This window comes from Streptomyces sp. NPDC059989 (genome assembly GCF_042736975.1).
GTDB lineage: Bacteria > Actinomycetota > Actinomycetes > Streptomycetales > Streptomycetaceae > Streptomyces.
In genome coordinates, this window is the sequence record NZ_JBHWUO010000004.1 from 108,645 (window position 1) to 126,891 (window position 18,247).

Consider the following 18,247-nt stretch of genomic DNA (forward strand, 5'->3'; position numbering starts at 1 on the left):
TGGGCTCTCCGTTCGGGGCCACACGATGTGTCGACTGAATATTGTCTACAGTATTCGCCCATGGCGGTCAATGGATCGGTAGACTGCATACGAAAGCCAATTCGCCGAGGGGGTAGGGATGTTGACCAACGGACTGCCGAAGGGGACCGTTCCCAGGCTGGAACGGCCCGGTCCGCTGCGCGAGCGGGTGTACGAGGCCCTGCTCGAACTGATCACGACCCGGGCGCTGCGCCCCGGCCAGCACCTGGTGGAGAGCGAGCTGGCCGGCCATCTGGGCGTCTCCCGGCAGCCCGTACGGGAAGCACTCCAGCGGCTCAACACCGAGGGCTGGGTCGATCTGCGGCCCGCCCAGGGCGCGTTCGTGCACGAGCCGACCGAGGCCGAGGCCGACCAGCTGCTCACCGTACGGACACTGCTGGAGGCCGAGGCGGCCCGCCTCGCCGCGGCCAATGCCACCAAGGCCGGCATCACGGCGCTGGAGAAGCTGTGCGAGAAGGGCGAGGCGGCCGTGGAGGCCGATGACGTGGACCTCGCGGTGGCCACCAACGCGGCCTTCCACGCCAAGGTCATGGAGCTGGCGGGCAACAGCGTGCTCGCCGAGCTGGCCTCACAGGTGGACCGCAGGGTCCGCTGGTACTACACCCCCGTCGCCCGGCTGCGCGGCCGCCAGTCCTGGATCGAACACCGCGAGCTGATAGCCGCCGTCTCGGCCCGGGACGAGGCCGCGGCCACCGCGGTGATGCGCGCCCACACCGAGCACACCCGCACGACCTACCACGAGCAGGCCCAGGAGTAGCGCGCGGGACGGGGGCCGGGCCCCGGGGATCGCCCGGAGCCCGGCCCCCGCCATCGCGCCTACCCCGCGTCGCGGCTGATCGGGAACGGATTGGGCACGATCTCCGCCCTCCCCGGCTGGCGCAGGAACAACGCCAGGAACGCCGAGGCGATCCCCACGCAGCCCGCGATCACGAAGGCGCCCCGGTAGTCCCAGGCGGCCACCACGACCGCGCCCATCCCCGAGCCCACCAGCCCCGAGATCAGCTTCGAGCTGTAGACGATCCCGTAGTTGGAGGCGTTGTTGTTCTCCCCGAAGTAGTCCGCGGTCATCGCGGCGAAGAGGGGGAAGATCGCCCCGCCGCCGAATCCGGAGACCATCGAGCAGAGCAGGAAGAAGGGCATGCTGCCCATCGACCCGGAGACCAGCACCCCGAACTGCGCGCTGCCCAGCACCAGGCAGACGATGATCAGCGTGTTCCGTCTGCCGCAGCGGTCGGAGATCCACCCGATCACCCCGCGGCCCGTGCCGTTCACGATGGCCTTCAGCGACATCGCCGTGGCGACGATGCCGTTCGCGAAGCCCATGTCCTTGCCGAACGGCACCTGGAAGGCGATCCCGAAGATGTTGATCCCCGCCGTGCACAGCAGGCAGAACCACATCGCCCACAGCACGGGCGTCCGTACCGCCTCGCGCGGCGTGTACTGCTTCACCGCCGGCGGGTTTTTCTCCAGGGCCCGCCGGATCTTCGGGTCCTGGGCCGCCTTGAGCGGGTCCACATCGGCCGGCCACCAGTTCTTCGGCGGGTCCTTGAAGAACCAGCCCGCCACCGCCACCATCACGCACAGCCCGATGCCCACGGACACGAGCAGCACCTGGTAGTTGCCCAGATCCAGCACCGAGGTGAAGAGGAAGACGAAGGGCACCGACCCGTAGGCGAAACCGCCGTTGACGAAGCCGGTCTTGCCGCCCTTGCGCTCCGGATACCACTTGCCGACCATGTTCACGCAGGTCGCGTACACCAGCCCGGCGCCCATGCCGCTGAAGGCACTGAACCCGATGTACGCGACGATCACATGGGGTGCGTACGCGAGGGACGCGTAGCCGAGCAGAGTGCCCAGCGCCCCCAGCATCATCGCGTTGCGCGCCGGCAGCCTGCCGCTCTCGCGCAGCTGCCCGGCGGGGAAGGCCACGGCCGCCTGGAAGAACACCCAGACGCCCATCAGCCAGAAGATGTGCCCGCTGCTCCACAGGTGTGCCGCGTGCAGCGTGTCCTCGGCGGACGTGAAGGCGTACTCCGAGGAGCTGATGCCCATCATGCCCACCCACGGCCACAGCACCATGGTCCAGCGCGGCCGCCGCATGATGTCCCGGTCGGTCTCGCCGATCCGGTACACCCGGCCGCCCGGGTCCGTCACCTCTCTGTAGGGGACGGTGTGGCCGATCGTGCTCGTCGTCGTCATTGTGCGTCGCACCCCTCGTGTCGAAAGCTCCTGGCCAGCGCCCCCTGTCCAATGCCTCCTCGACCTGGGTCGTGTCGTCGAAGTCCCGCCTGGTCGGCGCGACTTCGACGACACTCCCTGCGGGTGGGTCACGTCATGCGCCACCCCCCAGCAGCCCCGCCGCCCGCGCCCACCGGTACTTCGCCCCGAGCACGTCCACCGGCCGTTCCGTCGTGTACGGGTACGCGACGACCCCGCGCGCGAAGAGGTACGCGCAGGCCTCCTCGACCTCGACGTCACCGGCCAGCGAGGCCACCACGGGCTTCTCGATGCCGCGCTCCCGGAATTCGGCGACCACCCGGGCCACCAGCTCGGCGAAGACCATCGGCGGCGTGACGATCGTGTGCCAGTAGCCCAGGACCAGCGCGTGGATCCGCGGGTCCTCCAGACCCAGCCGGATCGTCGCCTCGTACGTGGACGGCGGCTCGCCCCCGGTGATGTCGACCGGGTTGCCCGCGGCCCCGAAGGGCGGGATGAACGCGCGGAACGCCGCGTCGAGGTCCTCCGGGATCTCCATCAGGCGCAGCCCGTTGTCGGTGATCGCGTCGGAGAGCAGCACCCCGGAGCCGCCGGCCCCGGTGATGACCACGACGTTCTCGCCCTGCGGGGCCGGCAGCACCGGCAGCGCCCGTGCGTACTCCAGCATCTCGTTCAGGCCCGGCGCCCTGATCACACCGGCCTGGCGCAGGATGTCGTCGTAGACGGCGTCGTCGCCGGCCAGCGCCCCCGTGTGGGAGCCCGCGGCCTTGGCCCCGGCGGCCGTGCGGCCCGCCTTCAGCACCACCACCGGCTTCCTCGGGACGGTGGCCCGGGCGGCCTCGACGAAGGCCCGGCCGTCCTTCAGGTCCTCCAGGTGCATCGCGATGCAGTCGGTCCGCGGGTCCTCGCCGAACCAGGTGAGCAGGTCGTCCTCGTCCAGGTCCGACTTGTTGCCGAGCCCGACGATCGCCGAGACCCCGGTGTTCGTGGCGCGGGCGAAGCCCAGGATCGCCATGCCGATGCCGCCCGACTGGGAGGTCAGCGCCACCCCGCCCTTGACGTCGTAGGGGGTGCAGAAGGTGGCGCACAGGTCGTGCCAAGTGGAGTAGTAGCCGTAGATGTTGGGCCCGAGCAGGCGCACCCCGTACCGCTCCGCGATCTCCACCAGCTGTGCCTGCAGCTCGTGTTCGCCGGTCTCGGCGAAGCCGGAGGGGATCAGCACCGCGTTGGGGATGCCCTTGCGGCCCACCTCTTCGAGCGCGGCTGCGACGAACTTCGCGGGGATCGCGAAGACCGCCACATCGGGCTCACCCGGCACGTCCATCACGCTCTTGTACGCCTTACGGCCGAGTATGTCATCGGCCTTGGGGTTCACCGGATGGATCTCACCGGGGAATCCGCCGTCGACCAGGTTCCGCATGACCGAATTGCCGATCTTGCCCTGCTCGTTGGAGGCCCCGATCACCGCGACCGACCGCGGCTGCATCAGCCGCCGCATGGAGGTGAGGATCTCCTCCCGGCCGTACGAGCGCCTCGGCGCGGGCGCGCCTTCGCCCAGCAGGATCCGGATGTCGGCGGCCGGCGCCCCCTGCGGGGTGGCGATGACCGGATTCAGGTCCACCTCGGCGATCTCCGGGAAGTCCGCGACCAGTTGGGAGACCCGGCGGATCTGCTCGGCCAGCGCCCACCGGTCCACGGCCGGGGCGCCGCGCACGCCGCGCAGGATCTCGGCGGCCTTGATCGAGTCGAGCATGCCCGCCGCCTCCTCCGCGGTGACGGGCGCGAGGCGGAAGGTGACGTCCTTGAGGACCTCCACCAGTACCCCGCCGAGGCCGAAGGCCACCACCTTGCCGAAGGTGGGGTCGGTGACGGCCCCGATGATGACCTCCTGGCCCGGCGGCAGCAGCTGCTGCACCTGGACCCCCTCGATCCGGGCGGCCGGATCGTAGGCGCGGGCGTTCTCGACGACGGTGAGGAAGGCCTCGCGGACCGCGGCCGCCCCCTGTACGCCCACGATCACCCCGCCGGCCTCGGTCTTGTGCAGGATGTCCGGGGAGACGATCTTGAGGACCACCCGGCCGCCGAGGCGGTCCGCGCAGGCCACCGCCTCCTCCACGTCCCGGGCCAGCTCCTCGCCCGGGATCGCGATCCCGTAGGCCTCGGCGACCAGCCGGCCCTCGGGAGCGGTCAGCGAGGTCCGGCCGTCGGCCCGTACGGCGTCGATGAGGGCCCGTACTGCTTCCCTGTGGTGAGCGGTCACGTCAGATGACTCCGATCGTCTTGAGCAGGGCCAGTTCCTCGTCGCCGAGGCCGAGTTCGCCGACGTACACCTCGGCGTTGTGCTCCCCGAGCAGCGGCGAGGCCGTGATCTCGGCGGGGGAGTCGGACAGCTTGAGCGGATTGCCGACCGTGGTGAAGGAGCCGCGCTCGGGGTGCTCCACGCGGACGACCATCTCGTTGGCCGCGAGCGAAGGGTCCTCGATGATCTCCTTGGTGGAGAGGATGGGCCCGCAGGGGATGTTGTGGGCGTTCAGCTCCTCCAGCACCCGCCACTTGGGGAGTTGGGCCGTCCACTCCTCGATCAGCTGGAACATCTTGCCGAGCTTGTTCAGCCTGGCCTCCGGCGTGGCCCACTCGGGGTCGGTGGACAGCTCGGGCCGGCCGATCAGGGCGGCCAGGGGCGCCCAGCCGACCGGCTGGACGATCACGTACACGTAGTCGTTGGGGCCGCCCGGCGCGCACTTGACCGCCCAGCCCGGCTGGCCGCCGCCGCTGGCGTTCCCGCTGCGCGGCACCTCGTCCCCGAAGTCCTCGTTGGGGTACTCGGGGAGCGGCCCGTGCGCGAGCCGCTGCTGGTCGCGCAGCTTGACCCGGCACAGGTTGAGGACCGCGTGCTGCATCGCCACGTTCACCCGCTGGCCCCGGCCGGTGTGGGTGCGCTGGAAGAGCGCCGCCAGGATGGCCGCGACCGCGTGCATGCCGGTGCCCGAATCGCCGATCTGCGCGCCCGTCGCCAGCGGCGGCCCGTCCTCGAAGCCCGTGGTGGCCATCGAGCCGCCCATCGCCTGCGCGACCACCTCGTAGGCCTTGAAGTCGGTGTACGGGCCCTCGCCGAAGCCCTTGATGGAGGCGTAGACGATCCGCGGGTTGATCTCGCGGATCCGCTCCCAGGTGAAGCCCATCCGGTCGACCGCGCCCGGGCCGAAGTTCTCGACCATCACGTCGGAGCGGCGGATCAGCTCGGTCAGCAGCTCCTTGCCGCGCGGGGTCTTGGTGTTGAGGGTGATGCTGCGCTTGTTGCAGTTGAGCATCGTGAAGTAGAGCGAGTCGACACCCGGCAGATCGCGCAGCTGCCCCCGGGTGATGTCGCCGCTCGGGGCCTCCACCTTGACCACGTCCGCGCCGAGCCAGGCGAGGATCTGGGTGGCCGAGGGGCCGGACTGGACGTGCGTCATGTCGAGGACGCGCACGCCCTCCAGGGCCTTGCTCATGAGGGGCTCCTCACTTGTACATCGTCTGGTTCATGGTTCCGGGCGCGTACGCGTCGGGATCGACCCATACGTTGATCAGCGAGGGCAGACCCGACTCGCGGGCCCGCCGCAGGGCGGGCGCGATGTCGGCCGGGTCGCGGACCTCCTCGCCGTAACCGCCGAGCATCTGGGCGAACTTGTCGTAGTGGACGTCGCCGAGGGTGTTGCCGACCCGCTCGCGCTCCGGGCCGTACTTCTGGGCCTGGCCGTAACGGATCTGGTTCATCGAGGAGTTGTTGCCGACGATCCCGACGAAGGGCAGGCCGTAGCGGACGAGGGTCTCGAAGTCCCAGCCGGTGAGGGAGAAGGCGCCGTCGCCGAAGAGGGCCACGACCTCCTTGTCGGGTCGTGCCTTCTTCGCGGCGAGGACGAAGGGGATGCCGACGCCGAGGGTGCCGAGCGGGCCCGGGTCCATCCAGTGGCCGGGGGACTTGGGCTGTACGACCTGGCCGGAGAAGGTGACGATGTCGCCGCCGTCGCCGATGTAGATCGAGTCCTCGGTGAGGAAGTCGTTGATCTCGCTGACGAGGCGGTACGGGTGGATCGGCGCGGCGCCGCTGCGCAGCTGGGGCAGCCGCTTGTCGAGGGCGGTCTGCTCGGCGGCGCGCAGCTCCTCCAGCCATGCCTTGCGCTGGACGGCGCCGCCGTTCAGGCGGCCGCTCGCGGCGGCGGTGACGGCGGCGAGCACCACGCCCGGGTCGCCGACGATGCCGAGGTCGATGTCGCGGTTCTTGCCGACGGTGCGGTAGTCGAGGTCGATCTGGACCACGGTGGCGGTGGGGGAGAGGCGCTTGCCGTAGCCCATCCGGAAGTCGAAGGGAGTGCCGACGATGATGATCAGGTCGGCGCCGGCGAAGGCGTAGCGGCGCGAGAGCTGGAAGTGGTGCGGATCGCCGGGCGGCAGGGTGCCGCGGCCGGCCCCGTTCATGTACGCGGGCACGTTCAGGGTGCGGACGAGATCGATGGCGGCGTCGGTGGCCCGGGAGGTCCACACCTGGCTGCCGAGCAGGATCGCGGGCTTCTCGGCGTGCACGAGGAGGTCGGCGAGCCTCTCGACGTCCGCCGGGTCGCCCGCGCTGCGGGTGGAGGCGCGGTAGCGGCCGGCCTCGGGGATCCGGGCCTTGGAGAGCGGGACCCGGGCGTCCAGTACGTCGCGCGGGATCTCCAGGAAGGACGGCCCGGGGGCGCCGTTGTAGCACTCGCGGAACGCCATCGACACCATGTCGGCGGCGCGCGCCGTGTCGGGGACCGTGGCCGCGAACTTGGTGATCGGGGTCATCATGTCGACGTGCGGGAGGTCCTGGAGGGAGCCCATCTTGTGCTGGGTGTGGGCGCCCTGACCACCGATCAGCAGCATCGGTGACTCGGCCCGGAAGGCGTTGGCGACGCCCGTGACGGCGTCGGTGGTGCCGGGACCCGCGGTGACGACGGCGCAGCCGGGCTTGCCGGTGATGCGGGCGTAGCCGTCGGCGGCGTGCGCGGCGACCTGCTCGTGGCGTACGTCGACGACCTCGATGCCCTCGTCCACGCAGCCGTCGTAGATGTCGATGATGTGGCCGCCGCAGAGGGTGTAGATGACCTCCACGCCCTCTGCCTTGAGTGCCTTGGCGACGAGATGACCACCGGAGATGAGTTCCTCGGGCATGGCGAAGTCGCGTCCCTTCGTAGGGGAGTTGGGAGATTGCATACAGTCGACGAATACTGTATGAACCTTGTTATCCACCCATCCGGTGGGCGCTGTCCAGGGGTCGAACGGCAATTTCCGAGTCAGTGTCAGACGGGAGCCGCAATGGATCTGTACGAACACCAGGCGAGGCAACTCTTCGCGGAACACGGGATATCCGTCCCGGACGCCGAGGTCGTGGAGGATCCCAAGGCGGCCCGCGCGGCGGCCGAACGGCTCGGCGGCCGGGTCGTCGTCAAGGCCCAGGTGAAGGTGGGCGGCCGCGGCAAGGCGGGCGGAGTGGTCCTGGCGGCGAACCCGGCCGCGACCGAGATCACCGCCCGGCAGATCCTCGGCATGAACATCAAGGGCCACACCGTGCACGCGCTGATGATCGCCCAACCCGTCGACATCCAGGCCGAGTTCTACGTCTCCTACGTCCTCGACCGGGCGGCCGGGCGGTTCCTCGCCATCGCCTCGGCCGAGGGCGGCATGGCCATCGAGGAGGTCGCCGCGCGTCGGCCGGAGGCGGTGGCGAGGATCCCCGTGGACCCGGCGGAGGGGGTCACCGACGGGAAGGCGGCCGAGATCGCGGCGGCGGCGGGGCTCCCGGCGCGGGCCGCGGCCGTGCTGCGCCGGCTCTGGGAGGTCGTCGTACGGGAGGACGCGCTGCTGGTCGAGGTCAACCCGCTGGTGCGGACGAGTGGGGGAGAGCTCGTCGCCTTGGACGGCAAGGTCACCGTGGACGACAACGCGCGGTTCCGGCAGGCGCGTTGGGGAGGCGGAGACTCCACCGACCCGCAGGCCGCCGATCCGATCGAGGTGGCGGCCCGGGCCAAGGGCCTGAACTACGTCAAGCTCGACGGCGAGGTCGGGGTCATCGGCAACGGGGCGGGCCTGGTCATGTCCACGCTTGACGTGGTCGCCGGGTGCGGGGCCCGCCCGGCCAACTTCCTCGACATCGGGGGTGGTGCGTCTGCGCGGGTGATGGCGGACGGGCTCTCGGTGATTCTCGCCGACCCGGCGGTCCGATCCGTCCTCGTCAACGTCTTCGGCGGGATCACGGCGTGCGATGCGGTGGCCGAGGGCATCGTGCAGGCGCTTGACTCCGTCCGGCTGACGAAGCCGATGGTCGTTCGGCTGGACGGCAACGCGGCCGCGGAAGGGCGGGCCATCCTCGCCTCCCGGGCGCACCCCCTGGTCGAGCAGGCCACCACGATGGACGGCGCCGCCCGCCAGGCCGCGGCCCTGGCCCGCTGATCCCTCCGCTGCGCGGAGCCTCCCCCACCCCACCCCTTCCCGGCAGTACCGATATGCGGCTCCGCCGCGTGGGTGGGCTCCGCCCCCAGCCCCCCGTCCCGGGGCTCCGCCCCGGACCCGGCGGGGGCTCCGCCCCCGTACCCCCGCGCCTCAAACGCCGGCGGGGCTCAATTGCCCTCCGGGCAATCCAGCCCACCGGGAAGGTTGGGTTCGCGCACCTATAGGCCGAGGCCGGCCAAATCCAGCCTCGCCGGCGTTTGAGGCGCGGGGTCCGGGGCGGAGCCCCGATCTTGTAGCCGCACCCGCGCACTCAGGCGGGCCCAATCCAGCCCCGCCGCCGCTTGAGGCAGCCGCACCCATCCACGAGCAGGAGGCACAGATGGCCATCTACCTCACCAAAGACAGCCGCGTCCTCATACAAGGCATGACCGGATCAGAAGGCCTGCGCCACACCCGCCGCATGCTGGCGGCCGGCACGCAGGTCGTCGGCGGCGTCAACCCCCGCAAGGCCGACACCGACGTGGACTTCGGGGACGGCCGGGTCCTCCCCGTCTTCGGCAGCGTCCGCGAAGGCGTCGATGCCACCGGCGCCGACGTCACGGTCGTCTTCGTCCCGCCCCCCTTCGCCAAGGCCGCCGTCGTCGAGGCCGCCGACGCCGGCATCCCGCTCGCCGTCGTCATCACCGAGGGCATCCCCGTCCACGACGCCGTCGTGTTCCAGGCGTACGCCGCCGCCCGCGGCACCCGCGTCATCGGGCCCAACTGCCCCGGCCTGATCAGCCCCGGCCAGTCCAACGCCGGCATCATCCCCTCCGACATAGCCCCCCGCCCCGGCGGGATCGGGCTCGTCTCCAAGTCCGGCACCCTCACCTACCAGCTCATGTACGAGCTCCGCGAGATCGGCTTCACCACCGCCGTCGGCATCGGCGGCGATCCCGTCGTCGGCACCACCCACATCGACTGCCTCTCCGCCTTCGAAGCCGACCCCGACACCGAACTCATCGTCCTGATAGGGGAGATCGGCGGAGACGCCGAGGAGCGCGCGGCCGCGCACATCGCCGCGCACGTCACCAAGCCCGTGGTCGGCTACATCGCCGGCTTCACCGCCCCCGAGGGCAGGACCATGGGCCACGCCGGGGCCATCGTCTCCGGCTCCTCCGGCACCGCCGAGGGCAAGAAGACCGCCCTGGAGGCCGCCGGCGTCGCCGTCGGATCCACCCCGTCCGCCACGGCCCGGCTGGTCCTGGAGCGACTCACCGCACGGACGTGACGTCGGAACTCGGTCATCGCACTCGTGTAGCACCCACGGTCGGACCACGCGGCCCGTAGCCTCGCCGTACGGCCGCCCCCGTGCGACGGCGGCCGTACGCGAGCCACCTCCCTGCCCCCCGCCCACCCTCTGAGCGGAGAAACCACAGATGGCACCCACCCTCACCCTCAAGCCCGGCACGGCCTGGCCGGACGCCTGGCGCCGGGCGCTCGCCGCCGCCCCCGAGGCCTTCCGCGACGACCACGTCCTCAACCTCTGGGGCGGCTCCTGGCAGCCCGACGGCCGCAGCCTGCCCGCGACCAGCCCCGTCGACGGCAGCCCCATCGCCGGCCCGCCGCGCCTGGACTCCACCACCGCGGGTCACGCCGTACGGGCGAGCCTCGACGCGCACCGCGCCTGGCGCCACGTCCCGCTGCCCGAACGCCGCGCCCGCGTCGGCGCCGCCCTCGACTCGCTCACCGAGCACCGCGAACTGCTCTCGCTCCTGCTGGTCTGGGAGATCGGCAAGCCGTGGCGGCTCGCCCGGGCCGATGTGGACCGGGCCGTGGACGGGGTCCGCTGGTACGTGGAGAACATCGAGGCCATGGCCCAAGGGCGCACCCCGCTCGCCGGGCCGGTCTCCAACATCGCCAGCTGGAACTACCCCATGTCCGTGCTGGTCCACGCCATGCTGGTGCAGGCCCTCGCGGGCAACGCCGTCATCGCCAAGACCCCCACCGACGGCGGTCTCGCCTGCCTGACCCTCGCCTGCGCCCTGATCCGGCGCGAGGGCATCCCGGTCACCCTCGTGAGCGGCAGCGGGGCCGAACTCTCCGAGGCGCTCGTCCGCTCCCCGGAGATCGGCTGCGTCTCCTTCGTCGGCGGCCGCGACACCGGCGCGCGGATCGCCACCGCCGTCACCGACCTCGGCAAGCGCCACATCCTGGAGCAGGAGGGCCTCAACACCTGGGGGGTCTGGGAGCACACGGACTGGTCCGCCCTGAAGGCCGCCATCCCCAAACTCTTCGACTACGGCAAGCAGCGCTGTACCGCCTACCCGCGCTTCGTCGTCCAGCGCACCGCCTTCGACGCCTTCCTCGCCGCCTACCTCCCGGCCGTCGCCGCCATCCGTACGGGGCACCCCCTCGCGGTCGCCCACCCGGAAGACCCCCTGCCCGAACTGGACTTCGGCCCCCTCATCAACGCGGCCAAGGCCAAGGAGCTCACCGACCACGCCGCCGAGGCCGTCGAGCGGGGAGCCGTACCGCTGTTCCGCGGCACGCTCGACCCGGCCCGCTTCCTGCCCGGCCAGGACACCTCCGCCTACGTGGCCCCCCTCACCCTGCTCAGCCCGCCGGCCTCCTCCCCGCTCTACCACGCGGAACCCTTCGGACCCGTCGACACGATCGTGCTCGTCGACACCGAGGCAGAGCTGCTCGCCGCGATGAACGCCTCGGGCGGGGCGCTGGTCGCCACCCTGTCCACCGACGATCCGGCCACCTTCGCGCGGCTCGCCCCGCAGATCCGGGCCTTCAAGCTCGGCCACGGCAAGCCCCGCTCGCGCGGCGACCGCGAGGAGCTCTTCGGGGGCTTCGGAGGCTCCTGGCGCGGCGCGTTCGTCGGCGGCGAACTGCTCGTGCACGCCGTCACCGACGGCCCGCCCGGCGAACGCCTGCCGGGCAACTTCCCCGAGTACCAGCTGATGCCGTAGGAGACGCGGCAGTTCGGGTTCCTCCCCCGCGCGGGGGAGGAACCCGGTCCGAGCGGAGGACGTGGCGCCGCCCGGGCCGGATCACCATGGAGCCATGACCCGAACGAGCAGAACCCAGCGGATCTCCGCACTCGCCGCCTGCGCGGGTGCGCTCGCCTACGAACGCGGGCTGCTGGTCCGGCGGTGACATGCCTCCGGCCCGGTCCCCGCACTGCGGGCACCGGGCCGGAGCCCCGGACGGTCAGCGGATCAGGCGGGCATCAGCTCACCTGGACCGTGACGTCGTCCACGACGAAGGAGGTCTGCAGGGACTGGTCCTCCACGCCGTTGAACTTCAGGGTGACGGTCTGGCCCGCGAACTGCGCCAGGTTGTAGGTCTTCTGCACGTAGCCGGAGTTCGCGTTCAGGTTGGAGAAGGTCTCCAGGGTCTGACCGCCCACCGAGACGGTGAACCGGTCGTAGACGACGCTCTCGTTCTCGTCCGTGTCGATGTGCAGGAAGAAGGAGAGCTGGTACGAGGAGCAGCCCGACGGCACGGCGAGGGACTGCGAGGCGCTGTCCGTGTGGGTGGACCCGTACCCGTTCAGCCAGGCCATGTAGCTCCCGCCGTGCGGCACCTGGCCCGACTGGTTGGTGATGACGCCCGCGGTGGCGGTCCACGGGCTGCTGCCGCTCTCGAAGCCGCCGTTGACCACGAGCTGGCGCGGCGTGCAGCCGCCGCTGCCCGTGACGGTCAGCGTGTAGGTGGTGGTGTGGCTGACGGTGCCGGAGCCGGTGACCGTCAGGGTGTAGGTGCCGGGGACGGTGCTCGCGCCCACCTGCACGGAGAGCGTGGAGGAGCTGCCGGACTGGACGGAGGCCGGGCTCAGGGTGGCGGTCACGCCGGCCGGCGCGCCGGAGACGGACAGGGCCACGGTCTGGGCGGCGCCGCTCACGGTGGCGGTGTTGACGGTGGCGGAGGTGGAGCCGCCGGGGGCCGTGGTGCCCGCGGACGGGCTGGTGGCGAGGGAGAAGTCCTGCGCGGGCGTCTCACCGCCGACGGCCTGCTTCCAGACGGCGTAGGCGACGCCGTCCGCGCTGCGGTCCAGGACCGTGGCGTTGATGTTGTTCGCGGTGTCGCAGGCGCTGTGGTAGCAGGAGTCGTAGGCCGCGTTCGCGGTGCCGCCCCACTTCGCGGCCTGCGCGGAGGTCTTGCGTGCGCTGGCGCCGGCCGCGTAGCCGGAGGTGGGGATGCCCGCCTGCTGGAAGGAGTAGTCGTCACTGCGGCCCTGGCCCTCGGTGTTCTCCTCGGGCGCGAGGTTCAGCGAGGTCCAGTACGCCTTCAGCGGGGCGGCGGTCGTGGAGTTGACGTTGTTGATGAAGTAGCCGCCGTTGGGCGAGCCGACCATGTCGAAGTTGTAGTAGCCCTTGATGGCGGCGCGCTGGGCGCTGCTCAGCTGGCCCACGTAGTACTCGGAGCCGTTGAGGCCCTGCTCCTCGTCGGTCCACCAGGCGAAGCGGACGTGCTTGGTCATGGTGGGGTTCTTCTGGGCGAGGACGAGGGCGTTCTCCAGCAGGGTCGCGGAGCCCGAGCCGTTGTCGTTGATGCCGGGGCCGGCCGAGACGCCGTCGAGGTGGGCGCCGAACATGACGGTCTGGTCGGCGGGGCCGCCCGGCCAGTCGGCGATCAGGTTGTTCGACGGGTAGGTGCAGGAGGAGCAGTTCTGTTCGGTGACCGTGTAGCCGGCGGCCTGCAGCTTGCCCTTCACGTACGCCAGCGACTGGGTGTAGCCGGCGCTGCCCGCCCGGCGGTGCCCGCCGTTCTGGGAGGCGATGGTGTTGAACTGGGTCAGGTGCGCCTGGACGTTGGCGACGCTGATGTCCGGCGGGTCGTTGCCGGGCTGGGTCCCGCCGACGTTCAGCGCGTAGTCGACGGTGTGGGCGAGGGTCGTGCCCTGCCCCTTGACGACGACGGTGGCGGCGCCGGGCGCCGCGTTCGCGGTGGCGGTCAGGGTCAGGACCGAGGACTGGCCGGACTGCACGGTGGCCGGGTTGAAGGAGGCGCTCACGCCGGCGGGCAGCCCGGTGGCGGTCAGCGTCACCGACTGGGCGGAGCCGGTCGTGACGGTGGTGCCGACGGTGGTGGTGACCGAAGCGCCCTGCTGGACGGTGCCCGAGGACGGGTTCAGGGCCAGCGAGAAGTCGTTGCCCTGGCTCGGGGTGCAGGTCGGGTCACCGGCCTGCGCGGGCACGGTGATGGCGTCCCAGGCGGCCTTCGTCTTGGTGAAGAGGTCGCAGGTGGCGTCCAGCGACTTCGCGGAACTGAGCGTCGCCGTCCGGTACTTCTTGTACGACATGCTGCTGGTCTTGAGCAGCATCCCCCCGTAGAAGATCTTGCCGGCGTTCTGGACGCCCACACCGGTCACCGTGGACTGGTTGCAGGTGGGGCTGGTGGGCTTGCCGCCGCCCGGGTTGGAGCCCTCGGCGAGCAGGTAGAACCAGTGGTTCAGCGGGCCCGCGGCCTTGTGCACCTCGGTGCCGGGTATCGCGGAGCTGTAGCAGGCCGGGTCGTTGTTGACGGCCGGCGGGTTGTACATGTTGCGGATCGGGCCCCGGCCCTGGAGGTTGATGACCTCGCCGACCGTGTAGTCCGGGGTGTCGTACGGGGCCGGCTCGTTGATGTACGCCTCGGTCAGCGCGCCGAAGATGTCACCGGTGGCCTCGCCGAGCCCGGCCTCCTGGCCGCTGGTGCCGCCGGGGGTGTTGGTGTCGATGGCGTGCCCGTACTCGTGGGCCACCACGTCCACGCCGGCGATCCACTCGTTGGCGCTGTTGTGCCCGATGGTGACCGAGCTGCCGTCCCAGTAGGCGTTGAGGTCGTTCAGCCCGACCTTGCCCGGGAAGCTGCGCCCGTTGCCGCTGACGCCGTTGCGGCCCAGCCACTGGCCGAGCATGTCCCACTGCTTCTGCGCGGCGAACATCAGGTCCACGCAGCCGGTCTCCTTGCTCGTGGGGTTGCCGGTGCCCCAGGAGTCGGAGGACTTCGTGAAGACCGTGCCGTTGCTGTAGTCCGCGCAGCTCAGGCCGGTCCGGTTCGGGTCGCGCAGGGTGTACGTGGAGCCCGAGTTGGTGGTGTCGATGGAGATCGGGCCGGGCCCGTTCCACTTGCTGTTGCCGCTGCCGGCGACCACGTCGTCGTAGCTGTCCAGGAAGGCGCCGCTGCGGGCGTCGACGAAGACGTGGAGCTTGCTGGGCGCGGTGCTGGTCCGGCCGGAGAGCACGGTCTCCCAGGCCAGGACCGGCCTGTCGTCCTTGAGGCGCACGACGAGCCGGCTGCTCTCGACCTTGTCGACCGCCGCCAGCTTCGTCCGGGCGGTGGACTCGGCGTCCTTCGCGCCGACCGAGGGCCGGGTGGCCACCTCGATCCGTACGGAGGAGGCGGACTGCAGGGCGCGTACCCTGCCCTCGCCGTCCGCGAGCACGACCGCGTCGCCGCCGACGACCGGCAGGCCTCGGTAGCTGCGCTCGTACGCGACCGAGTAGAGGTCCTTCAACCAGGGGGTGACCAGGCGCCGTTCGTACCGCTCCTGCGAGGAGTTGACCAGGGAGTCCAGACCGCTGCTGACGGCCTGGTCGGCGGCCGCGACCGCGCGCGCGGCCGGGGTGTCCTTCTGGGACGGTGCGGGCTGCGCCTGCTGCGCCGCCGATGCCGTCCCGGCCAGGGCTCCGGCGAGGCTCGCGGTCAGCGCCATCGCTGCCACGGCCGCCGTCCATCTGGTGGGCTGCAACGTCCACTCCGATCGTGGGGGGTTGGGGGAGTGAGTGTTCGTTCGCGGCCGAGTATGAGCGTGGACATGACGAGAATGGGACATCCCGGCAGGCATAAGGCCCGCGTTATGGTGCGGTGGCGGCGCGCTGCGTACGCTGCCCGGATGCAGCTGGAGTTGAGGCATCTGCAAGCGGTCTGCCGGATAGCGGAGGCGGGCAGCCTGGGGGGCGCGGCGCGGCGGCTCGGAGTGTCCCAGCCCGCTCTCTCCGCCCAGCTGCGCCGCATCGAGCGGGTCACGGGCGGCGAACTCTTCGTCCGGGGCAGGAGCGGGGTGGAGCCCACGGCGCTCGGCCAGTTCGTGCTCGCCAAAGCGCGCCGCGTGCTCAACGAGATGGACGCCCTCGGCGCGGAGGCGCGCGCCATCTCCCCCGGCACCCCGCTCCGGCTGGGCTGCATCCTCCTGGTCCTGCTCGACGGACTGCTCGCCCGGACCGACCTGTCCATGTCCGGCCAGGAGATCGCCGTGGACGTGGAGGACTCGGTCACCGCACTCGCCCGGATGCTCGGCGCCGGACGGTACGACGCCATCGTCTACGGAGAGGTCAACGACCACGAGGTGCCGCTGCCCGAGGGGGCACTCGCGCGCACGCTGGTCTCGAAGGAGCCGTTCTGCATCCGCCTGTCGGCGAAGCACCCCCTCGCGGCGCTGGACCGCATCGACCTCGCCGACCTGGCCGACGAGGCGTGGATGACGCTGGTGGAGGACGACGACGGCGGCCCCGAGGCGCTCGTCGCCGCCTGCGCGAAGGCAGGGTTCAGCCCGTCACTGCGCTACCGGATCACCGACCGCAAGATGCACTACGACCTGATCGCCGCGGGCCGGGCGATCTCGCTGAGCCAGCCGACGGGCCCGCATGCGGAGGGCACGGTGATGCGCCCGCTCGTCGGCGAGCCCATCACCGGCCGGATCCGCCTCGCCTGGAACCGCTCCGCGGTCTCGGCCGGGCAGGCGCAGCTGCTCTACCGCGCCGCGGCCCGCGCCTACCTGGCCAACGTGGACAACAACGCCTTCCACAAGGCCTGGTGGGACGCCCACCCGGAGGCCCACCCGGCGGCGGACTGACGGCGGCGGAACCGGCGGTGGCTCACCCGACGACAGCGGACCCTACGGCCGGGGGCCGACGGTGGCGGACCCCGACGGCCGCGGACCGACGGTGGCGGCGAGCCCTCCCTCAGCCCTGGCGGTGGGCGGTGAGCAGCAGGTACTCCCACTCCACGGCGCCGTCCCGGAGGTTGTCGCGGGCGAGCGCGTCGAGATCGGCGTCCAGCGCGGCGACGCGCTCGGCGTCCCCGCCGAGACTCCGGTAGACCGCGATGGTCGGCCCGTAGCAGGCCTTGAAGAACTCGCGGAACGCCTCGGGCTCCGCGAAGCGGTCCACGTGGACGGTCTGCCGGCGGGCGTCGACATCGGTGACGCGGTCGCCGAACAGCTCGTGGACGTGCTCCTCGTCCCCCCACAGCGGCGGCGGCTGCGCCCCGGGCGGTGGCGGGGGCGCGTACGGCTTCATCGTGGCGAACATCCGGCCGATGAAGCCCTGCGGAGTCCAGTTGGCCAGCCCGACGGTGCCGCCGGAGCGGCAGACGCGCAGCATCTCGTCGGCGGCGGTCTGGTGGTGCGGGGCGAACATGATGCCGACGCACGACATCACGATGTCGAACTCGCCGTCCGCGAAGGGCAGCGCCTCCGCGTCTGCCTCCCGCCAGTCCAGCGTCGCACCCCGTACGGCGGCCAGCTGCCGCCCCACCTCCAGCAGCTCGGGGGTGAGGTCGGACGCCACCACGTCGGCCCCGGCCAGGGCGGCCGGAATGGCCGCGTTGCCGGAGCCCGCCGCGATGTCGAGCACGCGGTCGCCCTGCTTCACCCCGCACTCGCGGGCCAGCACGGCGCCCAGATCCGGGATGACGTCGGAGACGACGGACGGGTAGTCGCCCAGCGCCCACATCGCGCGGTGCTTGGCCTTCAGGGCGCGGTCCGCCTGGACCGCATCGCTCGGCTCGGTCATGACAGCCGCCCTCCGGGGGCCTGAGCAGCCCCGTTCTCCGAGCATAAGTATCTTTCGCCGACCCAGCCTGTCGGCGGCCGCCGGTCCGCCGGCGACAGCCCTAGGGCACCAAGGAGGGCATCGGGATCTCGAAGTGGACCGTCCCGAAGCCGCCGTGCTCCCCGCTCGCCCGGGCGTCGCAGACCTCGGTCGCCAGGCTGCGCCAGAACGCCTCCGCACCCGGGATGTCGACATTGGTGTGCAGGTAGATGCTCTCGTACCCCGGCACGCCGGCCGCGAACGCGCAGGCCTCCCGCACCATGGCGCGGGCCAGGCCGTGCCGCCGGTGGGCGGGGCGCACGTAGACCCGCAGCAGCTGCGCGGTGCGGCCCGACGGGTAGCGCTCGGCCAGCCGAAGCGGGTGCGGCGGATGCGCGGGGCCCCGGGAGTGCACGGCGCAGGTGCCCACCACCTCGCCGTCCCGGACCGCCACCACGAGGGTGTGGCGCGGATCGTCCAGGTAGGTCCCGCGGATGTCGACCACGTCGGAGTGCCACTCGGGCACGTACCCGTAGTCGAACTCCCGGTAGAAGGTGTCGAGCATGACGCTGCGCGCGCCCCGCACGTCCTCCGGCCGGGCGTGCCGTACCTCGTACGCGCCCGGTTCCCGACGCGTCGGCGCCTGATGTCTCTTCGGTTCCCGCATGGCCGCCACCGTAGCGGAAAAACGCGCTGTTGGAAATGAAAACGATTTCAGATAACGTCCTCCCGGTCAGGCCGACCGAGAG

The 18,247-nt window shown here is 71.5% G+C and carries 12 protein-coding genes; 5 read left to right on the forward strand and 7 right to left on the reverse strand.

Going from position 1 to position 18,247, the window contains the following annotated elements; genetic code table 11:
* Nucleotides 1-118: 118 nt before the first annotated feature.
* Nucleotides 119-796, forward strand: coding sequence for a GntR family transcriptional regulator (locus ACFWBN_RS05250; RefSeq protein ID WP_385170814.1), 678 nt, complete (start codon nt 119-121; stop codon nt 794-796).
* A 59-nt stretch (nt 797-855) separates the two neighbouring features.
* On the opposite strand, the gene ACFWBN_RS05255 is transcribed toward ACFWBN_RS05250, so the two are convergent.
* The 4 genes from ACFWBN_RS05255 to ACFWBN_RS05270 form a co-directional block, all read right to left on the reverse strand.
* Nucleotides 856-2,238: an OFA family MFS transporter gene (locus tag ACFWBN_RS05255; protein WP_385170817.1), complete on the reverse strand. Its 1,383-nt coding sequence runs from the start codon at nt 2,236-2,238 to the stop codon at nt 856-858.
* Nucleotides 2,239-2,371: 133 nt separating this feature from the next.
* Complete coding sequence (locus ACFWBN_RS05260; protein ID WP_385170820.1) at nt 2,372-4,516, reverse strand: acetate--CoA ligase family protein; 2,145 nt, start codon at nt 4,514-4,516, stop codon at nt 2,372-2,374.
* Between the two features lies 1 nt (nt 4,517).
* On the reverse strand, nt 4,518-5,747 hold the full coding sequence (gene frc / locus ACFWBN_RS05265) for a formyl-CoA transferase (RefSeq protein ID WP_385170823.1): 1,230 nt from the start codon (nt 5,745-5,747) through the stop codon (nt 4,518-4,520).
* A gap of 10 nt (nt 5,748-5,757) precedes the next feature.
* Nucleotides 5,758-7,431, reverse strand: coding sequence for a thiamine pyrophosphate-binding protein (locus ACFWBN_RS05270; RefSeq protein WP_385170826.1), 1,674 nt, complete (start codon nt 7,429-7,431; stop codon nt 5,758-5,760).
* A gap of 144 nt (nt 7,432-7,575) precedes the next feature.
* Between ACFWBN_RS05270 and sucC the strand changes: the two genes are divergently transcribed.
* The 3 genes from sucC (at nt 7,576) to ACFWBN_RS05285 (ending at nt 11,669) form a co-directional block, all read left to right on the forward strand.
* Nucleotides 7,576-8,709, forward strand: coding sequence for an ADP-forming succinate--CoA ligase subunit beta (gene sucC, locus ACFWBN_RS05275; protein WP_385170828.1), 1,134 nt, complete (start codon nt 7,576-7,578; stop codon nt 8,707-8,709).
* A 379-nt stretch (nt 8,710-9,088) separates the two neighbouring features.
* Nucleotides 9,089-9,979: a succinate--CoA ligase subunit alpha gene (gene sucD / locus ACFWBN_RS05280; RefSeq protein ID WP_385170831.1), complete on the forward strand. Its 891-nt coding sequence runs from the start codon at nt 9,089-9,091 to the stop codon at nt 9,977-9,979.
* A 148-nt stretch (nt 9,980-10,127) separates the two neighbouring features.
* On the forward strand, nt 10,128-11,669 hold the full coding sequence (locus ACFWBN_RS05285; protein ID WP_385170833.1) for an aldehyde dehydrogenase family protein: 1,542 nt from the start codon (nt 10,128-10,130) through the stop codon (nt 11,667-11,669).
* Between the two features lie 260 nt (nt 11,670-11,929).
* Here ACFWBN_RS05285 and ACFWBN_RS05290 read toward each other — a convergent pair whose 3' ends face one another.
* Nucleotides 11,930-15,400, reverse strand: a complete 3,471-nt coding sequence (locus ACFWBN_RS05290; protein ID WP_385171237.1) for a M28 family peptidase — start codon at nt 15,398-15,400, stop codon at nt 11,930-11,932.
* Between the two features lie 180 nt (nt 15,401-15,580).
* Between ACFWBN_RS05290 and ACFWBN_RS05295 the strand changes: the two genes are divergently transcribed.
* Nucleotides 15,581-16,540 (forward strand): LysR family transcriptional regulator, encoded by a 960-nt coding sequence (locus ACFWBN_RS05295; RefSeq protein WP_385170836.1) that lies wholly within the window; start codon nt 15,581-15,583, stop codon nt 16,538-16,540.
* Nucleotides 16,541-16,649: 109 nt separating this feature from the next.
* Here ACFWBN_RS05295 and ACFWBN_RS05300 read toward each other — a convergent pair whose 3' ends face one another.
* Nucleotides 16,650-17,480 carry a class I SAM-dependent methyltransferase gene (locus ACFWBN_RS05300; protein WP_385170839.1) on the reverse strand — a complete coding sequence of 277 codons (831 nt, stop codon included), beginning with the start codon at nt 17,478-17,480 and terminating at the stop codon, nt 16,650-16,652.
* 100 nt (nt 17,481-17,580) lie between these two features.
* Entirely contained in the window at nt 17,581-18,165 is a 585-nt protein-coding gene (locus ACFWBN_RS05305; protein WP_385170842.1) for a GNAT family N-acetyltransferase, read from the reverse strand.
* Nucleotides 18,166-18,247: the final 82 nt, after the last annotated feature.